The following is a 21,874-nucleotide window of genomic DNA, read 5'->3' on the forward strand; positions in this document are numbered from 1 at the left end:
CCAGCGGTTGATGGAGGGTGAAACTGTATTTGCCATCGTTGCCAAGGGTCAGCTTAAACACCAGCGTGCCATCGGGGGTACGCCCCTCGATAAGATGATCAGCCACCGTGATGGTCACGGCCTGCTTGCCCGAGGTGAACCCTTGCAGCCCCGGCTGGTTGGCATCGAAGGTGATGCTGGCCAGCGGATCGCTGCCCGCGGTGATGGTCAAATCACCGTTAAGGGTCTGCTCCTGCTGCCAATTGCTATCTTCCGTGAGCGTCAGGGAGACAGGATCGACCTGCGGCAAGGCACCATCGGTAATGGTGATATTGAGGGTGCCGAGGTTGCTCTTGTCCCCGTCAAAATCGGTGCCCTGTACCTTCAGGCCCAGGTTGAGGCTGTTGGTCGCTTCCGGTTCGTCAAACACGCCGGTCAGGGAGACGCTGTATTTGCCATCCAGCCCGATGGCGACGGTGAGGATCGTATTGCCCTGCCAATCCTTGACGGTCAGCTGGTTGCCCTGCACCTCATAACTGGTGGGATGCCCTTGGCTGGTGAGCCCCGCCAACGCCGGCTGGCTCGCCTCAAAGTTGAGGGAGACCAGACGATCGCTGCCCACCGTGACCGGCAGTTGACCATCGATGTGCTGGTTGCCCCCTTCTTGCAGCGAAACGCCCTTGTCGAGACCAAGCGAAGGATCACTGCCGTCCTTGATGGTCAGAGTCAGGTCGGCACTGGTGACATCGCCATCGATCTCTTTGGCACTCACCTGCAACCCCAGCGAGAGGCTGTCACTACCCTGATGATCGAGCGGGCCGGTAAGGGTGATCACCACCCGACCGCCCACATCGCTCCCCTCCTGTTCAGCCAGCAGTTGGGCGCGCAATACCTCAATCCGCTGACCATTGCTGTCAAGGTAGTAGCCCAGCAGGGTGCGATCATCGGTAAATTCAAACGTCAGCGGATGGCCATCGCTGGCAAGACCCGAGCTGTTGAGGGTAGCCAGGGTGCCACTCTGATTGCTGAACACCAGCGAATCCACCAGCAGAGGATCGGCGGTGTGCTTGACCACAAAGCTGCTCTCTCCGACTACGGCGGCGCTGTTGGTAAAGGCATCCTCGGTCAGCGTAATGGCCGGGATCTCGAAGCTCGGTGGAGTGCTGTCCACCAGATTGATCACCAGCGGCGCTTTCACCAGATCACCATCGCTGTCGCGGTATTCGAGGTTGAACGGCAGACTCAAGGTTTCCTGAGTGTTAAGCAGGGTCTGCCCCTTGCTCTCGGGGTGATCCAGGCTCTGGTTCCAGACGATGCGATAGCTGCCGTTATTGTTGAGGGTCAGGGTAAAGACAGTGACCCCACCGGCAGTGGCGGTCAGGGTCTGGCCGCCCCAGACGTAATCGAGTGCCACTCCATGACTGGTAAGCTTCAGCCCTTCAAGGCCGCTCTGGTCAGCGGCGAAGGTGACCTGCAGGTTGCCATCAATCCCGGCGCCGGTATTGAGGCTGCCGGTCGCAGTGACTGGGCCATTGGCCAGTCCGGCTTCAGAGAGGGTCAAGGTCTCGCTCTTGCCGATCAGCGGCGCACCGTCCAAGGCAGAATTACCCGCCAGATCGGTGACGCTGGCACGCACTTCGAAAGATTGCGTGATACCGGAGAGATCAAGACCTGATACCTGCCAACGGCCATCCGCACCGACCACTGCAGAGGTGGTAAGCAGGATCTGCCCATCGCTGCCTAGCAGGGTGATGGTCACCTTCTGTCCCGCCTCGACATTGGCGGTGGTACCACTCAGGGTGGCATTGTCGCTGCCAAAGAGTTCCACAGCATAGAGATCATCGATATCAATGGCGGCCTGGGTATCAACCTCAATAGTGAGGGTATCGCTGGCTCGGTTGCCGGCGATATCCACCGAGTCGACCCGAAAATCATAAGCTCCGTCTGCCAGCGTATCGGGCAGCTGATATTGCCAGTTGCCATTGCCGTCAACGGTAAGTACGGTGAGCACGCTGCCACCAAGGGAGAGGGTGACTGTGGCACCGGGCTCCCCCTTGCCCTGCAGCAGCGGGGTATTGTCGCGGGTCAGATCATCGCTCTGGCTGGCACCGGTGTCGCTCTCATCGGCAAGATCCAGGGTAATGGTGGTGATGGTATCGAGCAGGGTCTGGCCCAGATCGCTGGCACGGTTACCGGCAGCATCCTGGGTATCGGCCTGAATGGTGAGGGGGCCATCCACCAGCTTGCCGGTGACGTCGCCAAAAATGGCCTCCCAGACCAGACCGGGCAGCACCACTGTGGTGACGGTGAGTCGGTTGCCTGCCTGGTCAATCAGGGTCACGGTGACCGGCTGACCGACCTCTACATCTAGCACGGTACCGCGGATGATAACGCCAGCCGCCTCGTCAGCGTTGATGATGTTGTCGCTGGTCTGCGGCTCGGTGATGGTGATGGCGGCAAAGAAGTCGCGTACTTCGGCAAAACGCAGCTCGTCGTTGGCGACAGGTGCATTGTGATCCGTATCGAAACCAGCCTCGGCCAGGGTGGCGTCATTGGTGCGATCAACCACCACAAAGCCGCCGGAGCTGGAGCCCGCAACGCCACCAATATTGCCGGCTGCCGGCGCCGCATTGCCTGCGGCGGTCTCGGCAAAGAGTTTGGTCGGGTCAACCCCCTGGCGAATGGCCTCCTGCAGGGAAGCGAGCTCCTGATCAGGCTGCGCCTCACTGCCATCGGCCGGAACAGGATTGGCCGGTTCAGGTTGTTGTCCGGTTGGCTGCGAATCGGCATCAGCCAGTGCAAACTGCCCCCCCTGCGCGGCTTGCAGCCGATCACCGGGATGGAGCGCCATCCCCACGGTTGCTCGTACGACAGCTCCATCTGCACTGATGACAAACACGGAGCCCTCTATGCGGGTCACCACCGTGGACTTTTCAATTTGCAACTCAGCCATACAACCTCCGGCACAACCTGATTAACGACATTATCAACAGCACACCTGACTGGATTAGCCATCTTACCGCAACCAAGTTGAAGGGTCTTTTCTCAATTTTCGACAAAAGAGACCGCAAACAAGGTATTTCGTACAATAAATGTCATGCAGGCATCGCCTTTTGTGCGACAGCCTGTGACGCAATATTGCTGCAGCCCTTTGCTGATGCGCCTATTCAAGAAAAAAAATAGTCCTTTTGGCAGACTTGCTTCGTAATCCCTGGTTAATCCGGATTTCAAGCGAGCCCCAGTGGCAAACGAGCAGTGCAAATAAGTGCAGCCAAACAGCAGCGCTTATCGATAATAAAGTGAATAAAAATTTAAGGCCGCGCATAGCCATTTCTCTTGCCGAGCGACGAAGAAGAGATGGCCATAGGGCCAAGGAGTGAGCTGACCTCCACAACGCCCTTTACCCAGCTTCGTAAAATCCGCTGATTTTTCTTGGCAAGACCGTCACAACAGCCTGACTTTTCGTAAAATTCTACCCAGATCTCATTTCTGTGTTTTGCTCGTGCTGCCAATTGATCTGGCGCAACTCCCCTCCCGATAATTCATCATTTTGTTTACCAGTTTGATAACGTCGCTCTCTGAAAATGCATAAATCCGGTTTATTCACCGGTAATAACAACAGGCCTGCCACCCCGCTCGGGGTGTCGATCTCCGCATCACAAAAGGGAGCCGGTCAGGCCAGACACGGACAATGATTGGGAGTGATGATGGTGAGTTCACACAACAGACAGAGCAGACTGGGGCTTGCCGCCCTGCTGCTTACAACCTGCCTTGGCACCAGCGACTGGGCACAGGCGGCCGACGAGGCACAACCCAAGGGCAAGATCGAGGCGCGCAGCGAGCTGTTCGCCAAAGATCACGCCGATCAGTTCACCAGCTGGAAAGGTACCAGCGAGAGCAAGGAGCGAACCGACGCCCTGGCGGAAGATCCGCAGATGGTGGTGCTCTGGGCCGGCTACCCCTTTTCCAAGGATTACAACAAGCCGCGCGGTCACTTCTATGCGCTGACCGATGTGCGCGAAACCCTGCGAACCGGCGCCCCGAAGACCGCCGAAGATGGCCCCCTACCCATGGCCTGCTGGAGCTGCAAAGGCCCGGATGTGGCCCGCGTCATCGACGAGAAGGGTGAAGATGGCTACTTCAAAGGGATGTGGGCCAAGGGTGGGCCGGAAGTAGTCAACACCATTGGCTGCGCCGACTGCCACGACACCGCCTCGAAGGAGTTCAAGGAGGGTAAACCGGCCCTGCACCTCTCCCGTCCCTATGCCGATCGGGCCATGACCGCCATCGGCAAGCCGTTCAAGGAGCAGGGGCGCTTCGATCAGCAGTCCCAGGTGTGCGGCCAGTGCCACGTGGAGTATTACTTCAGCGGCCCCACCAAGGCGGTCAAATTCCCCTGGGACAAGGGCACCACTGTGGAGCAGATGGAGGCCTATTACGATGAAATCGGCTTTGCAGACTGGACTCATGCCCTCTCCAAAACCCCTATGCTCAAAGCCCAGCACCCCGAGTACGAAACTTGGCGTGCCGGCATTCACGGCCAGAACAACGTCGCCTGCGTCGATTGCCACATGCCCAAGGTGCAGAACGAGCAGGGCAAGGTCTACACGGATCACAAGGTGGGCAACCCCTTCGATCGCTTCGAGCAGACCTGCCGCAACTGCCACACCCAGAGCAAGAAGATACTGCAAGGGATTGTCAAACAGCGCAAAGAGGCGGTGATCGAGACCAAGCTGAAGGTCGAGAAGCAGCTGGTTCACGCCCACTTTGAAGCCAAGGCGGCCTGGGATGCCGGCGCCACCGAGGCAGAGATGAAGGATATTCTGCAGGACATCCGTCACGCCCAGTGGCGCTGGGACTACGCCATCGCATCCCACGGGGTGCAGATGCACGCCCCCGAAGTGGCCCTCAAGGTACTTGGCAGCGCGCTGGATAAAGCCGCTGACGCCCGCACCAAGCTGGCGCGCCTGTTGGCCAGCAAGGGGATCAGCCACGAAATCGCCATCCCCGACATCTCCAGCAAGGAGAAAGCGCAAGCGGCCCTTGGCATGGATATGAAGCAGTTCAACAGCGACAAGGCCCAATTCCTCAAGACCACGGTCCCCGCCTGGGATGCCGAGGCCAAAGCGGCCGGACGGCTGGCACAGTAACGGCGCCTGCGGGCCCGGCCAGACCAGGCCCGCAGCGGATGGAGGCTTCCTATGGGTGATTTAACGATGGATTTTTTACGACTGATGCTGATGGCAGCCATGCTGTTCACCAGCCTGCAGGGTCAGGCGGCCGATCCGGTTGCAGCCCTTGTTCCAGCTACACATGAGGTGGAATTTTTACGCAATCCCGACAAGGCCTGTACCGACTGTCACAAGGAGCAGAGCGAGGGGATGCACGGCAAGCATGGTCAGGCGACCAATCCTAACAACCTGGCGCCTGTCACCTGCACCAACTGCCACGGCCAGCCCTCCCCCCAGCACCGGGAAGGGGTCAAGGATGTGATGCGCTTCAGCCACAGCCTGAAGGATAAAGAGAGCATCAAGCTTTATCCCATCAGCGAGCAGAACGGGGTATGCATGAGCTGCCACGAGCCCAAACCACTGCGCGAGGCGCTTTGGGCCCACGACGTGCACGCCACCAAGCTCACCTGCACCAGCTGCCACCAGCTGCATCCGGTCAAGGAGCCCATGGTGGCGATCCCGGAAAAATCCCGCATCAAGCTCTGCGTCGACTGCCACAGCAAGCAACATGAGGCCAGCAAGGCCCGGCAGGAGCAGTCCAAACCGGCTACCGGCAAGGAGGCATCATGAGCTGCTCTCGCCGTGACTTTATGGCGGGCATGGGCGCGGGGGCCCTTATCATGATGACGGGGCCGACTCGTTCCCTTGCTACCCCCCTCGCCCACAGCCAGACCATCGACGGGATCCGCTATGGCATGATCCACGACGAGACGGCCTGCATCGGCTGCACCGCCTGCATGGACGCCTGCCGGGAGGTCAACAAGGTGCCGGAAGGGGTCTCGCGCCTCGAGATCATCCGCTCAGGCCCGGTCGGTGAATTTCCCGACGCCAAGTACCGCTTCTTTCGCAAGTCCTGCCAGCACTGCGACAACGCCCCCTGCGTGCATGTCTGCCCGACCGGCGCCTCCCATATTCGCAAGGAGGATGGCATCGTCGATGTCGACGCGGATCTCTGCGTCGGCTGCATGTATTGCCTCGCCGCCTGCCCCTATCAGGTGCGCTTTATCAACCCGGTCACCCGAGTGGCGGACAAATGCGACTTTTGCCGCAAGACCAACCTGGCGGCGGGCAAGGAGCCGGCCTGCGTGGAATCCTGCCCCACCAAGGCGCTGGTGTTCGGTAATCTGGATGATCCGGACAGCCCCATCGCCCAACGGCTGGTGAAGGAGACCACCTATCGCTACAAGCAGGCACTCGGCACCTCACCCAAGATGTACCGCGTGCCCAAAGGGGAGATAACGTCATGACCATGCAAGCGGCATTTCACTTCCCTTCCCTTGTCTGGGAATTTGTCCGATCGCCATCTACCGCAGTAACAGAGGGAGGAATGGATCATGTTGTATGACGCATTTCACTTCCCTTCCCTTGTCTGGGACTGGCCCATCGCCATCTATCTCTTTCTGCTCGGCATCTCCGCCGGGGCCACCACCCTCTCGGTGCTGCTGCGCCGCAAGGGGGCCGGCAGCGAGAGCGGCATCATCAAGGCAACCGCCATTCTGGCGCCAGCGAGCGTGATATTGGGGCTGCTGATCCTTATCTTCCATCTGGCCCGCCCCTGGACCTTCTGGAAGCTGATGTTCCACTACCAGTTCGACTCCGTGATGTCGATGGGGGTCATGCTGTTTCAGCTCTATATGGCGGTGCTGTTCGCCTGGCTGGCGGTGGTGTTTCGGGCCGAGATCGAGACCTTGCGTCGTCACCTGCTGCAAGAGAAGTTCGCATTTGTGGATGGGCTGATTGGCTGGCTCGCCCGCATCGAGCGGCTGCTGGTACCGCTGTTGCTGCTACTTGCCGTGCTGCTGGGGGCCTACACCGGCTTTCTGCTGTCGGCGCTCAAGACCTATCCGCTCCTGAACAACCCGGTGCTGCCTGTGCTGTTTCTGGTCTCGGGCATCAGCTCCGGCATCGCTTCCACCATCTTGCTGGCGGTGACGCTCTTCAAGGAGAACCACCACAGCCAGGGGGTGAGCTTCGTGCATCGCTTCGAGCGGCCGGTGCTGGCGGTGGAGGTGTTGCTGCTGGTCTGCTTCTTTACCGGCCTCTACTTCGGTGGCGGCCAGAAAGAGGTGGCCATGTGGGCCGCCATCGGCAGCGGCTTCTGGGCTCAGGTGTTCTGGATAGGGGTGGTGGGCATCGGCATGCTGCTGCCCCAGCTGCTGGCTCTGCTGACCCCGGCGCCCCTGCGGGAGCGCAACGGCCATCTGGTGCTGGTCTGCAGCCTGACCCTGGTGGGGATCCTGCTGCTGCGCTACTTCGTGCTTTATGCCGGTCAAATGACAGTCGTATAACGGTATGATCACCAGCGCCAGCCACCCTCGGGTGACTGGCGCTTATTTGTTGCGATTGCTTATTGCCAGGAATGTGGATGTTATCCCCCAGCGCCGGTACGGTGCAGACGCTGCGGCATAACATAGACGAATAATTGACTGGAGGTCATGTGCTGGCGGAGCTCGGCTATCTCTCACTGTTGCTGGCGACCGGGCTCGCCCTGCTGCAAGGGCTGCTGCCCTGGCTGGGATTGCGGCTCGCCTCCCCTGCCCTGCTGCGCTGCGCCAAGCCGCTGGCGCTGATCAATGCCATCCTGCTCGGGGCCGCCCTGCTGCTGCTCGCCAGCTGTTTTGGCCAGGATGACTTCACTCTGGTCTATGTGGCCCAGCATGCCAACAGCGCCCTGCCGCTGGGCTTCAAGTTGGCGGCCGTGTGGGGTGGCCACGAGGGCTCCATGCTGTTCTTCGTCTTTGCGCTGGGGCTGTGGGGCGCGCTGGTGGCGATTTGTTCAAAACGGGTCGATCCGCTGATCCGCACCCGGGTATTGGCCATCATGGGGCTGATCGTCGGGCTGTTCGGCCTCTATACCCTGATCTTCTCCAGCCCGTTTGACCGCCAGTTCCCGGGACCACTGGAGGGGCGCGACCTCAACCCCATGCTGCAGGATATCGGCCTCATCATCCACCCGCCCCTGCTCTATCTCGGTTACGTCGGCTTTGCAGTCAACTTCGCTTTCGCCATGGCTGCACTGCACTCGGGTCGACTGGATGGCGCCGTGGCTCACTGGAGCCGCCCCTGGGCGCTCGGCTCCTGGGTGTTTCTCACCGCCGGTATCGTGCTGGGCTCCTGGTGGGCCTATAACGAGCTCGGCTGGGGCGGCTGGTGGTTCTGGGATCCGGTAGAAAACGCCTCCCTCTTGCCCTGGCTGCTGGGCACTGCCCTGCTGCACGCTCTGATTGTCTGCGAGAAGCGCGGCGCCTACGGCCACGCCGTGCTGTTGCTCTCCATCTTCACCTTCGCCTTGAGCCTGCTCGGCACCTTCGTGGTGCGCTCCGGGGTGCTCACCTCGGTGCACGCCTTTGCGGTGGACCCCAGCCGCGGCCTCACCCTCTTGTTGCTGCTCGGTTTGCTATTGACCTGCGCCCTCACCCTGTTTGCCCTGCGCGCAGACATTCGCGCCCCCTATGCCCGCTTCGGCTTGCTGTCAAAAGAGGGGCTGCTCGGCGCCGCTATCCTGCTGCTCTGCGTGGCCTGCGCCAGCGTGCTGCTCGGCACCTTCTACCCCATGGTGTTCCAGTCGCTCCATCTGGGCTCGCTCTCGGTGGGCGCCCCCTATTTCAATATCATCTTCGTGCCGCTGGCCCTCTGCCTGATGGGGCTGATGACCCAGCTGCCGCGCCTGCGCTGGCAGCTGCTTGCGGCACATTCCCGACTTAACGCTCTGTTGCCGCCGCTGTTTGGCCTGCTTGGCGGCGGGCTCATTAGTCTTGCCTATCTGGAACAGGGATCGGTTTCCGGTAGCTGGATTGGCCTTCTCGCCAATATGGTGAGCCTCTGGCTGATAGCCAGCCTGCTGCTCCCGCTCTTGCAACCGACGTCGCTGCGCGAGCTCACCCTCAATCGGTTCGGTAGCCTGCTGGCCCATCTCGGGGTAGCGGTGTGTGCCCTAGGCATCGCGCAGGTGAGTCACCACAGTCAGGAGGGGGGCGCCGTACTCGCCGCAGGCCAGCCCTATCGGCTCGGCGCCTTCGAGTTTCGCTATGAGGGGAGCGAGCCGATCATCGGCCCCAACTATACCGCCGAGCGGATCACGCTTAGCGTGCATAAGAGCGGTAAAGAGGTGGCACGGCTGACGCCGGAGCGGCGCCACTACAGCGTGCGCACCATGAACATGAACGAACCGGGCATCGCGTGGGGAATGCTCGGCGATCTCTACGTGGTGCTGGGTGAGAAAATGGGGCCCGGCGCCTATGCCATGCGGCTGCACTACAAGCCGCTGGTGCGCTGGATCTGGCTCGGCGGCCTGTTGATGATGGCAGGCGGCACCCTGCGTCTGCTCGCCCGCCGACCGCTGTTGGCTAGCCATCCTGCGCCAGCTACCGCCCCCTGCCCTCGGCTTGAGCAGGAGTCCTTATGAATGCCCGTCTGCGCCTGTTCGTGCCGCTCGTGCTCACTCTGGGACTTGGCGTCCTGCTCTGGCTCGGCCTTGGCAACAATCCCTACAGTCAGGATGAAGCAACGCTCGGACGTACCCTGCCTGCGTGGCAGAGCGACAATCTGCTGGACGGGAGTCCGATCCAGACCGCCAGCCTCAAGGGGGAGCCCTTTGTCCTTAACGTCTGGGCCAGCTGGTGCGCCAACTGCCGCGCCGAGCATCCGCTGCTCAGCGAGCTCGCTGGCACAGAACCCCTCTACGGCCTCAACTACAGGGACAAGGGGGACACCGCTCGTGCTTGGCTCGCTCGGGCGGGCAACCCCTATCGCGCCGTGCTGGCCGACCCCGACGGCAAACTGGCCCTTGAGCTCGGCGTCTACGGCACACCGGAGACCTATCTCTTTGACAGCGATGGCACCCTGCTGACCCGCCATACCGGCCTGCTCACCCGGGAGATCTGGCAACGCCAGTTTGCCCCCCTGCTTGCAAAGGCCCGCAGCAACATCGCCGGCCAGCCCGAACTGGAGAGACAAGTGCAGGAGAGCAAGCCATGAGCCTTCTCGGCCACGCCCTGATAGCGCCACTCTTGCTGGCATTGAGCCTCGGGGCCCTTGCCAGCGGGGTCGACACCTATGAATTTCGCCATCCCAAGCTGCAAAATCGGGCGCAAGAGCTGGCCCGCGCCCTGCGCTGCCCCCAGTGCCAGAACCAGAACCTGGTGGAGTCCAACTCCCCCATCGCCCGGGATCTGCGGCTCGAGGTATACCGCTGGGTGGACGAGGGGCAGTCTGATGAGCAGGTGATCGCCCGCATGACGGAGCGCTTCGGCGATTTCGTGCGCTACGATCCCCCCTTCAAGGCCAGCACAGCGCTGCTATGGGGCGGTCCCCTGCTGCTGTTGGGGCTGGCGCTGTTGACCCTGTTTCGCCGCCTCACGCGCACAATGGCGCAACCCATCCCTGTCGTTAAGGCCATCGTTGAGGCTCCCCCTCAACCCGCGGCCGACCCGCGCAGCGAACTTAATCTGTTGATCATGCGTGGAGAACAAGCGGGCCTCTCCCCAGACCAGCCACTCTACAGGGAGCTGAGCGCCTCCCGCCTGGCCAACACCATCCCGGCGGCTGAGCTGGCCCTGCGCGCGCAACTGGCCAGCCAGGATAACAATCGTGGCCGCAATAACCGGCACGGGCGGGCCCTGTTGCTGCTTGGCATCATGGCATTCGTAGCCGTTGCAGCTGTCTATCTCAGCAGCGGCCGCTATCAGGCGTGGCAGGCTTATCAGTCGCGCCCCGATCCGCTGGCGGGATTGAGCCCGCGGGATCTGCAGGACAAGGAGCTGGGCGCCCTGCATCAACGTCTGCAAGCCAACCCCACCGATCTCGACGCTTGGGCGGCGCTCGGCCAGCTCTATCTCTATCGGAACGAGTACGACAACGCCCTGCTCGCCTATCAGCGTCTCGCTCTGCTGGAGGGTGGCGCCAGCGCGGCGACTCAAGCAGCTCAGGCCACCGTGCTCTACTATCAGGCGGGCCAGCAGCTGACTCCCGAGGCAACCCGCCTGCTGGAGAGCGCCCTCAAGCAGGACGCGGGGGAAGTGAGCGCCCTGATGCTGCTTGCCTCCGATCACTTCCTGCATGGTCGCTACAGCCAAGCCATTGCGCTGTGGCAGCAACTGCTCGATGAAGAGCGACTCCGCATCAACCGGACCGCGCTGATCGAGGCAATTCAGACTGCGCGGATGATGGGGGGCTAGCCCGACAGATCCGTTGCTTCTTCTCAGGACGTTAGCGCCTTCTTCCTGCCAAGCCCTGCGCAATGTCAATCAATGTAAACACCCCCATACGGGGGTGTTTTGTTATTGGTTCGCCTTGGCAGGTATATCTCGACGTGCGCTTAAGGCCGCTCGCCAGCGGCCAGACGGCGGTTGATATTGGCGATAACCGGGGCGATGTCGGCAAGGGTATCAATCACGTAGTGCGCCCCCGCCGCCCTCAGTTTGGCCTCGGCCGGTGCGCGCCGGGCGGCGATCTCCGCCTCGCTCATGGCGGCAAACTCGTCCCAAGTGGCGCCAAACTCGTTGCCGGAAACCGACAATCCCACCGTCCACATGCCCGCGTTAAGCCCTTCGCTGATACCCGGCACGGCGTCATCCACCTTGATGCAGCGATGCACCGCGCTTACTCCCAGCTCAATCACGTTGGCCAGCGCCATCCAGGGGCCGGGGCGACCGCCTGCCTTGAGATCGTCGGTGGCGACCCAGTGATCCGGGCGATAGCCGTGATCGGCCGCAGCAGGTACCAACGCCTCCATCACCGGACGGGGGTAACCGGAGCAGGAGCCGATACGCAGCCCCTGACCCCGCAGCGCGTCCAGCACCGGCAGCACACCGGGGATCGAGTCTGCAAAGCGGGTCACCGCGGCAATCTGCAGCGGCATAAAGGTGTGATAAATGTGGTCCACCTCGGCATGGCTCATGGGGTGGCCAAAGCGGGCCTGCCAGCGCGCATCCACCGAGGGCAGACGGCCCAGCACGGCGATATGATCCCACTTGCCCAGCCCCATGGGCTGGCGCGCTTCGTCCAGGGTCACGGTGAAGTCATAGGCGCGGGCGAAGGCCTCTACGAAGATGGAGGTGGGGGCGAAGGAGCCGAAATCGACGACGGTACCGGCCCAGTCGAGGATCAGCGCCTCTACGTCGGTGGTCGGGTGGATGGCAGTCTGCAAGTCAGTCATGGTGGTGTTCCTGTTTCGGTGAAAGTGCGATCTCGCCGAAGGCGCGATCGAGAATGGTGATAGCGCGCACCAGATCGGCGCGGGCGATATTGAGCGGTGGCGAGAGCTGGATGACGTTCCCTTGGGAGACCTTGAAGCTGAGCCCCAGCTCCAGACAGCGGTAGAGCAGCCGCTCGGCGGCCTGGCTATTGCGGGTGCGACTCTGATGATCGACCACCAGATCGAGCGCCCAGAGCATACCGATACCGCGCACCTGCCCGATCAGCGGGTGACGCTTAGCCAACTTGCCGAGCTCGGCCGCCATAAAACCGCCATCCTCCTGCGCTTTTGCCAGCAACCCCTCTTCGCGGATGGTAGCGATGGTCGCGAGCGCCGCCGCGCAGCCGATAGGGCTCTTCTCGTGGGTGTAGTGACCGAGCGAAATAGCTGCGGCCTGATTGAAACGGTCCCGGGTGATGAGCGCGGCAAACGGCACCACACCGCCCCCCAACCCCTTGCCCAGACAGATGATGTCGGGCTCGATGCCGAACTCTTCAAAGCTGAAGCAGTGGCCGGTGCGACCCAGGGCATTGGGGATCTCGTCGACGATCAACAGCACCTTGTGGCGATCGCAGATCTCCCGCACCCGCTGCCAGTAGGCCTTCGAGGGCACCTGCACATCGGTGTTGCGGATAGGTTCGGCGATAAAGGCGCCGATCCCTCCCTCCTTCTTGATGACGTACTCCAGATAATCGGCGTAGTGCAGGTCATCCCCCTCCCCGCGATACCAGACGCCGCGATAACGGGTGGGCGGCGGGATGCGCTCCACCCCGGCCATCAGCGGGCCCATACCGGCGCGAAAACAGGCCTCGCCGCCGACCGAGATGGCATCGAGGGAGGCGCCGTGAAAGGCATCCCACAGGGACACCACCTTGCTGTTGCCAGTGATGAAACGGGCGAGCTTCAGGGCAATCCCCACCACCTCGCTGCCGCCGGGGGCGAACAGCACCCGGTTGAGATCGCCGGGAGCCAGTTCAGCCAGGGTGCGGGCGCAGTCGATGGCAACCTGATGGGTGTAGCGGCGGGGCGCGAACGGCAGATCGGCGAGTTGCTGCTGCACCGCGGCCACCCCCCTGGGGTGACCGTGGCCCAGTTGATGGACGCTGTTGCCGTGAAAATCGAGATAGCGTTTGCCCGATACGCTGGTCAACCAGCTCCCCTGCGCGCGCTCAAGCAGATCGAGACAGGGGGTAGAGAGGGCCTGATGGAGGAAGTAGCGGCTATCTTCCGCCAATCCCGCCTGCACCGCTTCGCTCTGGTCAGCCCACCAACGCGCCCGCCCCTCGCCGAGGTTGATATCCCCTTCGCTGTCGGCGCGGCCGCTGCCGTGCAGCTTATGTTCATGCAAATCGCGGCCACACAGATCACGACCCTGAGCCAGCATGCTGGTCATTGCGCGTCCCCTTGCCAGTAACAGGCGCTAGCCATGGCGGCGAGCAGCTCGCGCACCCGCTCCGGGGTCACGTCACCGATATTGCCGATACGGAAGCAATCGGCTTGCGAGACCTTGCCCGGATAGATAACAAAGCCCTGTGCCTTGAGCCGCTGGTAGAAGTCGGCGAAGCGGTAGTCAGGGTGAGCCGGAGAGTAGAAGGCGGTGATGATGGGAGACTGCCACTGCTCGGGCAGCAGCGGCGCAAAGCCGAGGGCAGCCATCCCCGCCACCAGCGTGCGCTGATTCTCGCTGTAGCGCTGATGGCGGGCTTCAATGCCCCCCTCTTCGTCCAGCTCGCGCAGGGCCTGGGCAAAGGCAAGCACGGTATGGGTGGGCGAGGTAAAGCGCCACTTGCCCCCCTGCTGCTCCATGGTCTGCCACTGGGCATGCAGGTCGAGGGAGACCGAGCGGGCACGACCGGCGCAGGCCGTGAGCGCCACGCGGCGGGCGATGACGAAGCCAAAGCCCGGTACCCCCTGAATGCACTTATTGGCCGAGCTGATAAGAAACTCGATGCCAAGGCGTCCCATGTCGATGGGGATACCGCCAAAGCTGCTCATGGCATCGACGATCAGGCGAATGCCGCGGCGCTGGCAGAGCTCAGCTACATCATCGAGCGGATTGAGCATGCCGGTGGTGGTCTCGCAGTGCACCATGGCCAGATGAGTGATCTCGGGGTGGCGCGCCAGCATCGCCTCGATGGTGGCGGGCTCCGGGCGGGTGGTCTCGCCGCAGTCCAGCTCATGGTGACGCAGGCCAAGGCAGCGGGCCATCTCCCCCATGCGGGCACCGTAGGCGCCGTTGTTGATGATCAGTAGACACTCATCGACGCCTATCGCCGAGCCCAGTACGCTCTCCACCACATAGCTGCCACTCCCCTGCAGCAAGACGGCGCTGTAGTCACTTTCATACTCAGGGCCGGTGGCGAGGCGCACCAGCTCGCGGCGGATGGGCTCCACCACGCCCTGGTTGTAGTCCGCATCCCAGGTACAGCTGTCTTGCAGCATGGCGGCGCGCACCGTGGCGGTGGTCGAGAGGGGGCCCGGGGTCAGCAGCAGGTAATCGACGGCGGCAGGGGCCGCAGGAATATGGGTCATGACTTCACTCCATTTGGTATATACCAGAATGAGCGCATTGTGGGTAACTGCCCCGCCAAGGTCAAAGGGGTGGCGCTACGTGCAACAAAAAATTCATTTTCAGCGCCGGGATCGCGATAATCTAGGAAGCCTGAACAACAGGGGCGATTCTGGTATCTACCAACGCATATTGATGTTGCCGTGTAACGACCGGGCTGATGACCTGCCCTGTGCCCAGCCCATTGTCCAACTCATTGCACAACTTATTGCAAAACCAGGGATTTTCATGAGCAAACCACAATACCTGCAGATCAAGGATGCCCTCGCCAACCAGATCCTGGCGGGGGGGCTGGCCCCCAACGACAAGCTTCCCTCCGAGCGGCTGCTGGGGGAACTCTATGGCACCACAAGAGTCACCATCCGCGAGGCACTGGTGCAGCTGGAGGCGAACGGCCTTATCTATCGGGAAGATCGCCGCGGCTGGTTCGTCACCCCGCCGCGCTTTCGCTTGAACCCCAGACGCACCTCCAACTTTCACCAGATAGTGCGGGAGCAAGGGGGTGAGCCGCGCACCGAACTGCTGGAGAAAAGCCGTCAGGCGGTGCCGCCCGCGTTGATGGCGCAACTGCAGCTCAAGCCGTTTGACAGCCTCTTTTTGCTCAAGCGACTGCGCTACGCCAACGGGCGCGCCATCTGCTACTGCGAGAACCACTGCCTGCCAGAGCGGGTGCCCGGCCTGCTGGAGCTGGATCTCAACGGCAGTCTGACCGAGATCTACCAGGCCCATTACGATCTCCACTACGCCCGCATGCAGGTGCGCTTCTTCCCCACCGCCCTGCCGGACGAGGTAGCCAAGGCGCTGGGGGCCACCGCCGGCCTGCCCGCCCTGCGCCTCGAGCGGCTCAACTTCGATCAGCACGGCCGGGTGCTCGACTTCGATCTGGAGTACTGGCGCCACGACAGTCTGGAGATCGAGGTGGATACCCAGGATTAGTCACGGATAAATCAGGAACGGCAAAACGTCACGGGGCTGTCACGGTCACGTCATAAAGATCCCCTAGCCTCTCTCGACCAATCTGGTTTATACCAAACCAATTTAACTGGAGAAGAGGATGAAACAGGGAACCCATCTGCTGGCCGCCGCCGTGCTGGCTGCCATGACCGCCCCGGCACTGGCCGCGACCGATCTCACCGTCTACACCGCCTTCGAACCGGAGCAGCTCAACGAGCTGAAAACCGCGTTCGAACGCCAGCATCCGGACATCAACATCAAGTGGGTGCGTGACTCCACCGGCGTGGTCACCGCCCGCTTGCTGGCAGAAAAAGCCCAGCCCAAAGCGGATGTGGTATGGGGACTGGCCGCCACCAGCCTGATGCAGCTCGATCAGCAGCAGATGCTCAATGCCTATGCACCGAAAGGACTGGATAAGCTCGACAGCCGCTTTCGCGACAGCAAGGCCGAGCCGCACTGGATCGGTCTGGACGCCTTCTTCAGTGCCATCTGCTTCAACAAGGTAGAGGCAGAAAAACAGGGGATCCCGGCGCCCACCAGCTGGGCCGACCTCACCAAACCAATCTACAAGGGCAAGGTGATCATGCCCAACCCCAGCTCCTCCGGCACCGGTTACCTGAGCGTCGCTGGCTGGCTGCAGACCATGGGCGAGAAGCAGGGCTGGCAATTTATGAACGGCCTGCACCAGAACATCGACCGTTACACCCACTCGGGCTCCGCCCCCTGCAAGCTGGCCGCCAGCGGCGAGACGGTGATCGGTATCTCCTTCGACTTCCCGGCCACCAGCCTCAAGGCCAAGGGTGCCCCCATCAAGGTGGTGTTCCCGAAAGAGGGGTCGGGCTGGGATATGGAAGCTGCCGCCATCATCAAGGGCACCCCCAAGCTGGAAGCCGCCAAACAGCTGCTCGACTTTGCCGCCACCGAACAGGCCAACGCCCTCTACAACAAGTCGTTCGCCGTGGTCGCCATCCCCGATGTAGCCCAACCGAGAGCGGGCTATCCGGCGGATATCAAAGGCCAGATGATCGACAACGACTTTAGCTGGGCAGCCCGCGAGCGTAACGCCATCCTGGCCCAGTGGAGCGCCAGCTTCGACGGCAAGACCGAAGCCAAACAGTAAGCGTGAAGGGCGGCGATTTGTTCACGCCAGACACACCGCTGCCAATAAACTGCCAGTCGAAGGCCAACAGCTGTTGGCCTTCGCTTTTTGGTTTTAACTTTCCGAGTTTGTATTGCCTTCAATTAGCGACGCTTCGCCCATCCACACAGAGCCCAGCCACTTGTTGGCGACCCGATCTCATTTGACTGTCATCAAGCTGTCATCCCCCGATCACCTGACCGTCACACTTCACCCGCAAACTGGTATATACCAAATCAGTAGCGAGTCGAACCATGACCCAGCCCTATCTGGACATTCAACATCTCAACAAGCAGTTCGGTGCTTTTCAGGCCCTTAAAGAGATCTCTCTGACCATTGAGCCGGGGGAGTTTATCTGCTTTCTCGGCCCCTCCGGCTGCGGCAAAACTACCCTGCTCAGAGCCATCGCCGGGCTGGATCTGCCGGACAGCGGCGAGATCTGGCAAGGGGGGCGCAATATCTCCCGCCTGCCGCCCCAGGAGCGCGATTTTGGCATCGTGTTTCAGTCCTATGCCCTCTTCCCCAACTTGACGGTGGCCCAGAACATCGCCTTCGGCCTTGAGAATCAGGGGCTGGCGCGGGATCTCATCAAGGAGCGGGTCGATCACTGGCTGGGGCTGGTGGATCTCACTGCCCAGTCCCACAAATACCCGAGCCAGATCTCCGGCGGCCAGCAGCAACGCGTAGCGCTGGCCCGGGCGCTCGCCCTCTCCCCCGGTCTGTTGTTGCTGGACGAACCGCTCAGCGCGCTGGATGCACTGGTGCGCACCCATCTTCGCAGCGAGATCCGCGCCCTGCAGCAGCGCCTTGGCATTACCACCATCATGGTGACCCACGATCAGGAAGAGGCGCTGACCATGGCCGATCGCATCGTGGTGATGGAGGGCGGCCGCATTGTACAGGTAGGCACCCCTCAGGAGATCTACCACCAGCCTGCCAGCCGTTTCGTGGCAAGCTTTGTCGGCACCATGAACTTCCTCGACACCCTGGTGCTGAGCCCCACTCAGGTGCGCCTTAACGAGCAGCCGCTGACACTTGCCAACCGGGCCGCAGCCGGCAGCAAATTGCAGGTGGCGATCCGCCCCGAGGCGATCACCCTGAGTGCGCCGAGCGAGCCGTATCTTGGGCAACATGGCATTGAAGCAACCATCGATCAGGTGGAGTTTCTCGGCGCCGCCCAGCGCCTTATCTGCACCGCCGACACCTATCTGGGCCCGCAGCAGATCCTGGTGGAGCGCCCGACCCACGAGCTGCCCCACTACGAACAGGGTGGCTGGCGCAGCGGCATGCGCTGCTCGCTGCACTGGCCCGCCGGAGCGATGCAGCTGTTTGAAGGAGAGCGCCCATGACAGCCCCCCTTGCGACCTCCTCCCTGTTGCCACCAGCGACAGTCCGGCCAGAATCCCGCTGGCAGCGGCTCTGTCGCGGCTGGAGCCGGGATCAGCTGCTGCAACTGTTCCTGCTGGTGCTCGGCATCGCCCTGCTCACCGGCGGTTTGCTGTTGCCGCTGCTCACCATGCTGCAAAAGAGCCTGCAGGATGAGAACGGCCTCTGGGTGGGCCTTGCCAACTTCAGCGCCTACTTCGACTCCCCTCATCTGGGGCGCACCATCGGCAATACCCTCTGGCTCGGGGTGCTGATCACCGCGCTCGTGGTAACCATCGCCTTTGGCTACGCCTATGCCCTCACCCGCACCTGCATGCCGGGCAAGCCCCTGTTTCGCCTCATTGGCCTTATTCCGCTGTTGATGCCCTCCCTGTTACCCGCCATCAGTCTGGTCTACTGGTTTGGCAATCAGGGGATAGCCAAGGGGCTGCTCGGCGGCGAGAGCATCTACGGCCCCATCGGCATCGTCATTGGTCTGGGCTTCTGGTGCTTCCCCCACGCTTTGATGATCCTTATCACGGCGCTCGGTCAGAGCGATGCCCGCCTCTATGAAGCCTCCCGGGTGCTGGGCAGCAGCGGCTGGCGCACCTTTGTCACCGTCACCCTGCCCACCGCCCGTTATGGCCTGCTCAGCGCCGCCATCGCCGTCTTCACCCTCACCATCTGCGACTTCGGGGTGGCCAAGGTGATTGGCGGCCAGTACAGCGTGCTGGCCACCGATATCTACCGGCAGGTGATCGGGATGCAGAACTTCTCGCTGGGCGCCGTTGCCAGCGTCACCCTGCTGCTGCCGGCGCTCTTGAGCTTTGCCCTGGAGCACAGAGTGCGCAGCAAGATGCAGGAGCAGAGCAGCACCAAGGCGGTGCCCTATAGCCCCAAGCCCCATCGGCTGCGAGATCTGCTGGCGCTCGGCTGGTGTACCCTCTGGGCCCTGCTGTTTCTGGCGCTGGTGGGGATGGCGGTTTACGGATCCTTGGTGCAGTTCTGGCCCTACAACCTCGCTCTGACGCTGGATCACTACGCCTTTGACAGCAACAGCGTCTATGGCTGGCAGCCCTTTACCAACACCTTGCAACTGGGCCTCTATACCGCGCTGATCGGCACCGTGCTGGTGATGGTGCTGGCCTGGGCGCAGGAGAAGGGGCGCCACTTCGCGCCGCTGCGCCAGCTGCTGCATCTGCTTGCCATGCTGTCGCTGGCGGTGCCCGGCATGGTGCTGGGGCTGGGTTACATCTTCTTTTTCAACGGCAATCCGCTCTTTGGCGGCCTCTACGGCACCCTGCCACTGATGGTGCTCTCCTGCGTCATCCACTACTACACCGTGGGCCATATGACAGCGCTGACCAGCCTCAAGCAGTTGCCCAAGGAGCTGGAACTGGTGGCCATCTCATTGCGCATTCCGCTCTGGAAGGCGTTCTTGCGGGTCACCCTGCCCGCCTCCCTGCCAGCGCTGCTGGAGATCTTCATCTATCTGTTCGTCAACGCCATGACCACCACCTCGGCGGTGATCTTCCTCTATTCGAGCGACAGCGTGCTCGCCTCCATCGCCGTGCTGAACATGGAGGATTCCGGCGATACCGCCGCAGCCGCCGCCATGGCCACCCTGATCCTGCTGGCCGCTGCCACCGTCAAGCTGCTCCAGCTCTTTTTGAGCCGCGCCCTGCTGGATCGCACCCAGCGCTGGCGCCACCAATAATCTTATCGAGGAGTCATCATGTCCACTCTCCCCTTCTGGCTGGCCGAAGCGCTCGCCGCCGAACAACCCGCGCACCCCATCCCCCTGGTCGGCCACCACGAGGCCGATGTCTGCATCGTCGGCGGCGGCTTTACCGGGCTGTGGAGCGCCATCGCCCTTAAACAGGCCGAGCCACACTTGCGCATCATGGTGCTGGAAAAAGACCTGTGCGGCAGCGGCGCCTCCGGGCGCAACGGCGGCTGTTTGCTCACCTGGTCGGCCAAATACCTGACCTTAAAGCGCCTCTTTGGCGAAGATCAGGCCGCCTGGCTGGTGCAAAGATCCGAGCAGGCGGTACACGAGATCGCCCGCTTCTGCGAAACGCACAACATAGAGGCACAGCTGAGGGTCGAGGGCACCTGCTACACCGCCACCAGCGAGGCGCAGCGCGGCCTGATGGAGCCGGTATTGCGGGAGCTACAGCGCGCCGACCTTAACCAGTGGCAGGCGATTGAAGAGGGTGAACTGGCGAGCCAGAGCGGCTCCCACGTTCATCTGGAGGGACTCTACAGCCCCCACGCTGGTTCGGTGCAACCGGCGCTCTTGGTACGTGGCCTGCTGCGGGTAGCGCGGGAATTGGGGGTCGAGGTCTATGAGCACTCTCCCATGCAGCGCCTTGAGGCGGGCCAGCCTGCGCGGGTGCAAACGCCGCAAGGTGAGGTACGTGCCCGCAAGGTGGTGCTGGCCCTCAACAGCGCCATGGTGAAGCACTTTCGCGAGTTTCGCCGCAGTATCGTGCTGGTCTCCTCCGATATGGTGATAACCGACCCCGCGCCGGATGCACTGGCCGCCCAGCAGCTTGCGCACGGCCGCTCCGTGGTGGATGGCCGCACCTTTGTCCATTACTACCGCTCCACCCCGCAAGGGCGGCTGATGCTGGGCAAGGGGGGCAACACCTTCGCCTTTGCCAACCGCCATCTGGCCGAGTTCGATGCCCCCAGTCGTTATCTTGCCCCTCTCACCCGCACCCTGCGCCGCTTCTTTCCGGCGCTCAAAGAGGTGCCCATCGCCGCCAGCTGGTGCGGTGCCTCCGACCGCTCGGTGGATGGCCTCCCCTTCTTCGGCCATTGGCGAGGGCAGCCCAATATCGTCTATGGCCTCGGCTACTCTGGCAACGGGGTGGCGCAGAGCTGGATCGGTGGCCAGATCCTGGCGGCCTTGGTGCGCGATGAGGTGCGGGAAGCGGACAAGCCGTGGCGCGACTGCGCGCTGGTCAGCGGCCCGCGCGGCTATTTTCCGCCCGAACCCTTTCGCTGGCTGGGCGCCATGGCGGTGCGCAACGCCATCCGGCGCAAGGAGCGGGCGGAAGATGAGAACCGCCCGGTAGCCTGGTATGACAAACAGCTGGCCAAACTTGCCGATGCCGCTGGCAAGGCAGACAAGTAAGCGCGGTAATACCAATTCCGCACGCTTCTGCCCCATCTGACTGCATCAAGCAAAGCGCCGACCCCAGGGTCGGCGCTTTGCTATTGGCGCCATAGGCCATCAGATCCCGCACGGCAAAAACCTGCGATCAGCTCCGCGCCGCATCACCCGGATCGGAGGGCATCGGACGGCATAGACAAGGCGCGGCACACACGGTGCCCAACCTGCTGCCAACAGCACTGTTTCACCAACGAAACACTATCAATAAACATCATCTCACTTGCGCAACAATCAGGCTGACACGGCGCCGCCTTGCAGGGAT

Annotated in this window: 16 protein-coding genes; 12 read left to right on the top strand and 4 right to left on the bottom strand. The window is 62.2% G+C overall.

Annotation, left to right across the window (positions count from 1 at the left end):
* Positions 1-2,932: retention module-containing protein (locus tag AACR93_RS01050; protein WP_043852096.1), on the bottom strand; the 2,932-nt coding region annotated here is incomplete at its 3' end.
* A 751-nt stretch (positions 2,933-3,683) separates the two neighbouring features.
* On the opposite strand from AACR93_RS01050, the gene nrfA reads away from it, so the two are divergent.
* From nrfA to nrfF, 7 genes are all read left to right on the top strand, one after another.
* On the top strand, positions 3,684-5,129 hold the full coding sequence (nrfA, locus tag AACR93_RS01055; protein ID WP_043852097.1) for an ammonia-forming nitrite reductase cytochrome c552 subunit: 1,446 nt from the start codon (positions 3,684-3,686) through the stop codon (positions 5,127-5,129).
* A 51-nt stretch (positions 5,130-5,180) separates the two neighbouring features.
* On the top strand, positions 5,181-5,780 hold the full coding sequence (gene nrfB / locus AACR93_RS01060; RefSeq protein ID WP_043852098.1) for a cytochrome c nitrite reductase pentaheme subunit: 600 nt from the start codon (positions 5,181-5,183) through the stop codon (positions 5,778-5,780).
* Positions 5,777-6,457 (top strand): cytochrome c nitrite reductase Fe-S protein, encoded by a 681-nt coding sequence (gene nrfC, locus AACR93_RS01065; protein WP_043852099.1) that lies wholly within the window; start codon positions 5,777-5,779, stop codon positions 6,455-6,457. The genes nrfB and nrfC overlap by 4 nt, the downstream gene beginning before the upstream one ends.
* An 87-nt stretch (positions 6,458-6,544) precedes the next feature.
* Positions 6,545-7,498 (top strand): cytochrome c nitrite reductase subunit NrfD, encoded by a 954-nt coding sequence (gene nrfD, locus AACR93_RS01070; protein WP_043852100.1) that lies wholly within the window; start codon positions 6,545-6,547, stop codon positions 7,496-7,498.
* Positions 7,499-7,647: 149 nt separating this feature from the next.
* Positions 7,648-9,615: a heme lyase NrfEFG subunit NrfE gene (gene nrfE / locus AACR93_RS01075; RefSeq protein ID WP_043852101.1), complete on the top strand. Its 1,968-nt coding sequence runs from the start codon at positions 7,648-7,650 to the stop codon at positions 9,613-9,615.
* The gene (locus AACR93_RS01080) at positions 9,612-10,187 is read left to right on the top strand and encodes a DsbE family thiol:disulfide interchange protein (RefSeq protein WP_043852102.1); all 576 of its coding nucleotides are present in this window, start codon (positions 9,612-9,614) and stop codon (positions 10,185-10,187) included. Before nrfE ends, AACR93_RS01080 begins: the two co-directional genes overlap by 4 nt.
* Positions 10,184-11,386 carry a heme lyase NrfEFG subunit NrfF gene (nrfF, locus tag AACR93_RS01085; RefSeq protein WP_043852103.1) on the top strand — a complete coding sequence of 401 codons (1,203 nt, stop codon included), beginning with the start codon at positions 10,184-10,186 and terminating at the stop codon, positions 11,384-11,386. Before AACR93_RS01080 ends, nrfF begins: the two co-directional genes overlap by 4 nt.
* Positions 11,387-11,526: 140 nt before the next feature.
* On the opposite strand, the gene phnX is transcribed toward nrfF, so the two are convergent.
* From phnX to phnW, 3 genes are read right to left on the bottom strand one after another with little or no spacing between them, the layout of a single operon-like run.
* Positions 11,527-12,366: a phosphonoacetaldehyde hydrolase gene (phnX, locus tag AACR93_RS01090; RefSeq protein ID WP_043852104.1), complete on the bottom strand. Its 840-nt coding sequence runs from the start codon at positions 12,364-12,366 to the stop codon at positions 11,527-11,529.
* Positions 12,359-13,798, bottom strand: coding sequence for an aspartate aminotransferase family protein (locus AACR93_RS01095; RefSeq protein WP_043852105.1), 1,440 nt, complete (start codon positions 13,796-13,798; stop codon positions 12,359-12,361). Before AACR93_RS01095 ends, phnX begins: the two co-directional genes overlap by 8 nt.
* The gene (phnW, locus tag AACR93_RS01100; protein ID WP_043852106.1) at positions 13,795-14,937 is read right to left on the bottom strand and encodes a 2-aminoethylphosphonate--pyruvate transaminase; all 1,143 of its coding nucleotides are present in this window, start codon (positions 14,935-14,937) and stop codon (positions 13,795-13,797) included. Before phnW ends, AACR93_RS01095 begins: the two co-directional genes overlap by 4 nt.
* A gap of 265 nt (positions 14,938-15,202) precedes the next feature.
* Here phnW and phnR point away from each other — a divergent pair, with 265 nt between their 5' ends.
* The 5 genes from phnR to AACR93_RS01125 all read left to right on the top strand — a co-directional run bounded on the left by phnR (position 15,203) and on the right by AACR93_RS01125 (position 21,573).
* Positions 15,203-15,910, top strand: a complete 708-nt coding sequence (phnR, locus tag AACR93_RS01105; RefSeq protein ID WP_005300236.1) for a phosphonate utilization transcriptional regulator PhnR — start codon at positions 15,203-15,205, stop codon at positions 15,908-15,910.
* A gap of 118 nt (positions 15,911-16,028) precedes the next feature.
* Positions 16,029-17,048 carry a putative 2-aminoethylphosphonate ABC transporter substrate-binding protein gene (locus tag AACR93_RS01110; protein WP_043852107.1) on the top strand — a complete coding sequence of 340 codons (1,020 nt, stop codon included), beginning with the start codon at positions 16,029-16,031 and terminating at the stop codon, positions 17,046-17,048.
* Between the two features lie 272 nt (positions 17,049-17,320).
* On the top strand, positions 17,321-18,415 hold the full coding sequence (locus tag AACR93_RS01115) for a putative 2-aminoethylphosphonate ABC transporter ATP-binding protein (protein ID WP_043852108.1): 1,095 nt from the start codon (positions 17,321-17,323) through the stop codon (positions 18,413-18,415).
* Positions 18,412-20,148, top strand: coding sequence for a putative 2-aminoethylphosphonate ABC transporter permease subunit (locus AACR93_RS01120; protein WP_043852109.1), 1,737 nt, complete (start codon positions 18,412-18,414; stop codon positions 20,146-20,148). Before AACR93_RS01115 ends, AACR93_RS01120 begins: the two co-directional genes overlap by 4 nt.
* A gap of 18 nt (positions 20,149-20,166) precedes the next feature.
* Complete coding sequence (locus tag AACR93_RS01125) at positions 20,167-21,573, top strand: FAD-dependent oxidoreductase (protein ID WP_043852110.1); 1,407 nt, start codon at positions 20,167-20,169, stop codon at positions 21,571-21,573.
* Positions 21,574-21,874 lie beyond the last annotated feature (301 nt).

This window comes from Aeromonas sp. L_1B5_3 (assembly GCF_963866575.1).
In the GTDB taxonomy this organism is placed as follows: domain Bacteria; phylum Pseudomonadota; class Gammaproteobacteria; order Enterobacterales; family Aeromonadaceae; genus Aeromonas; species Aeromonas jandaei.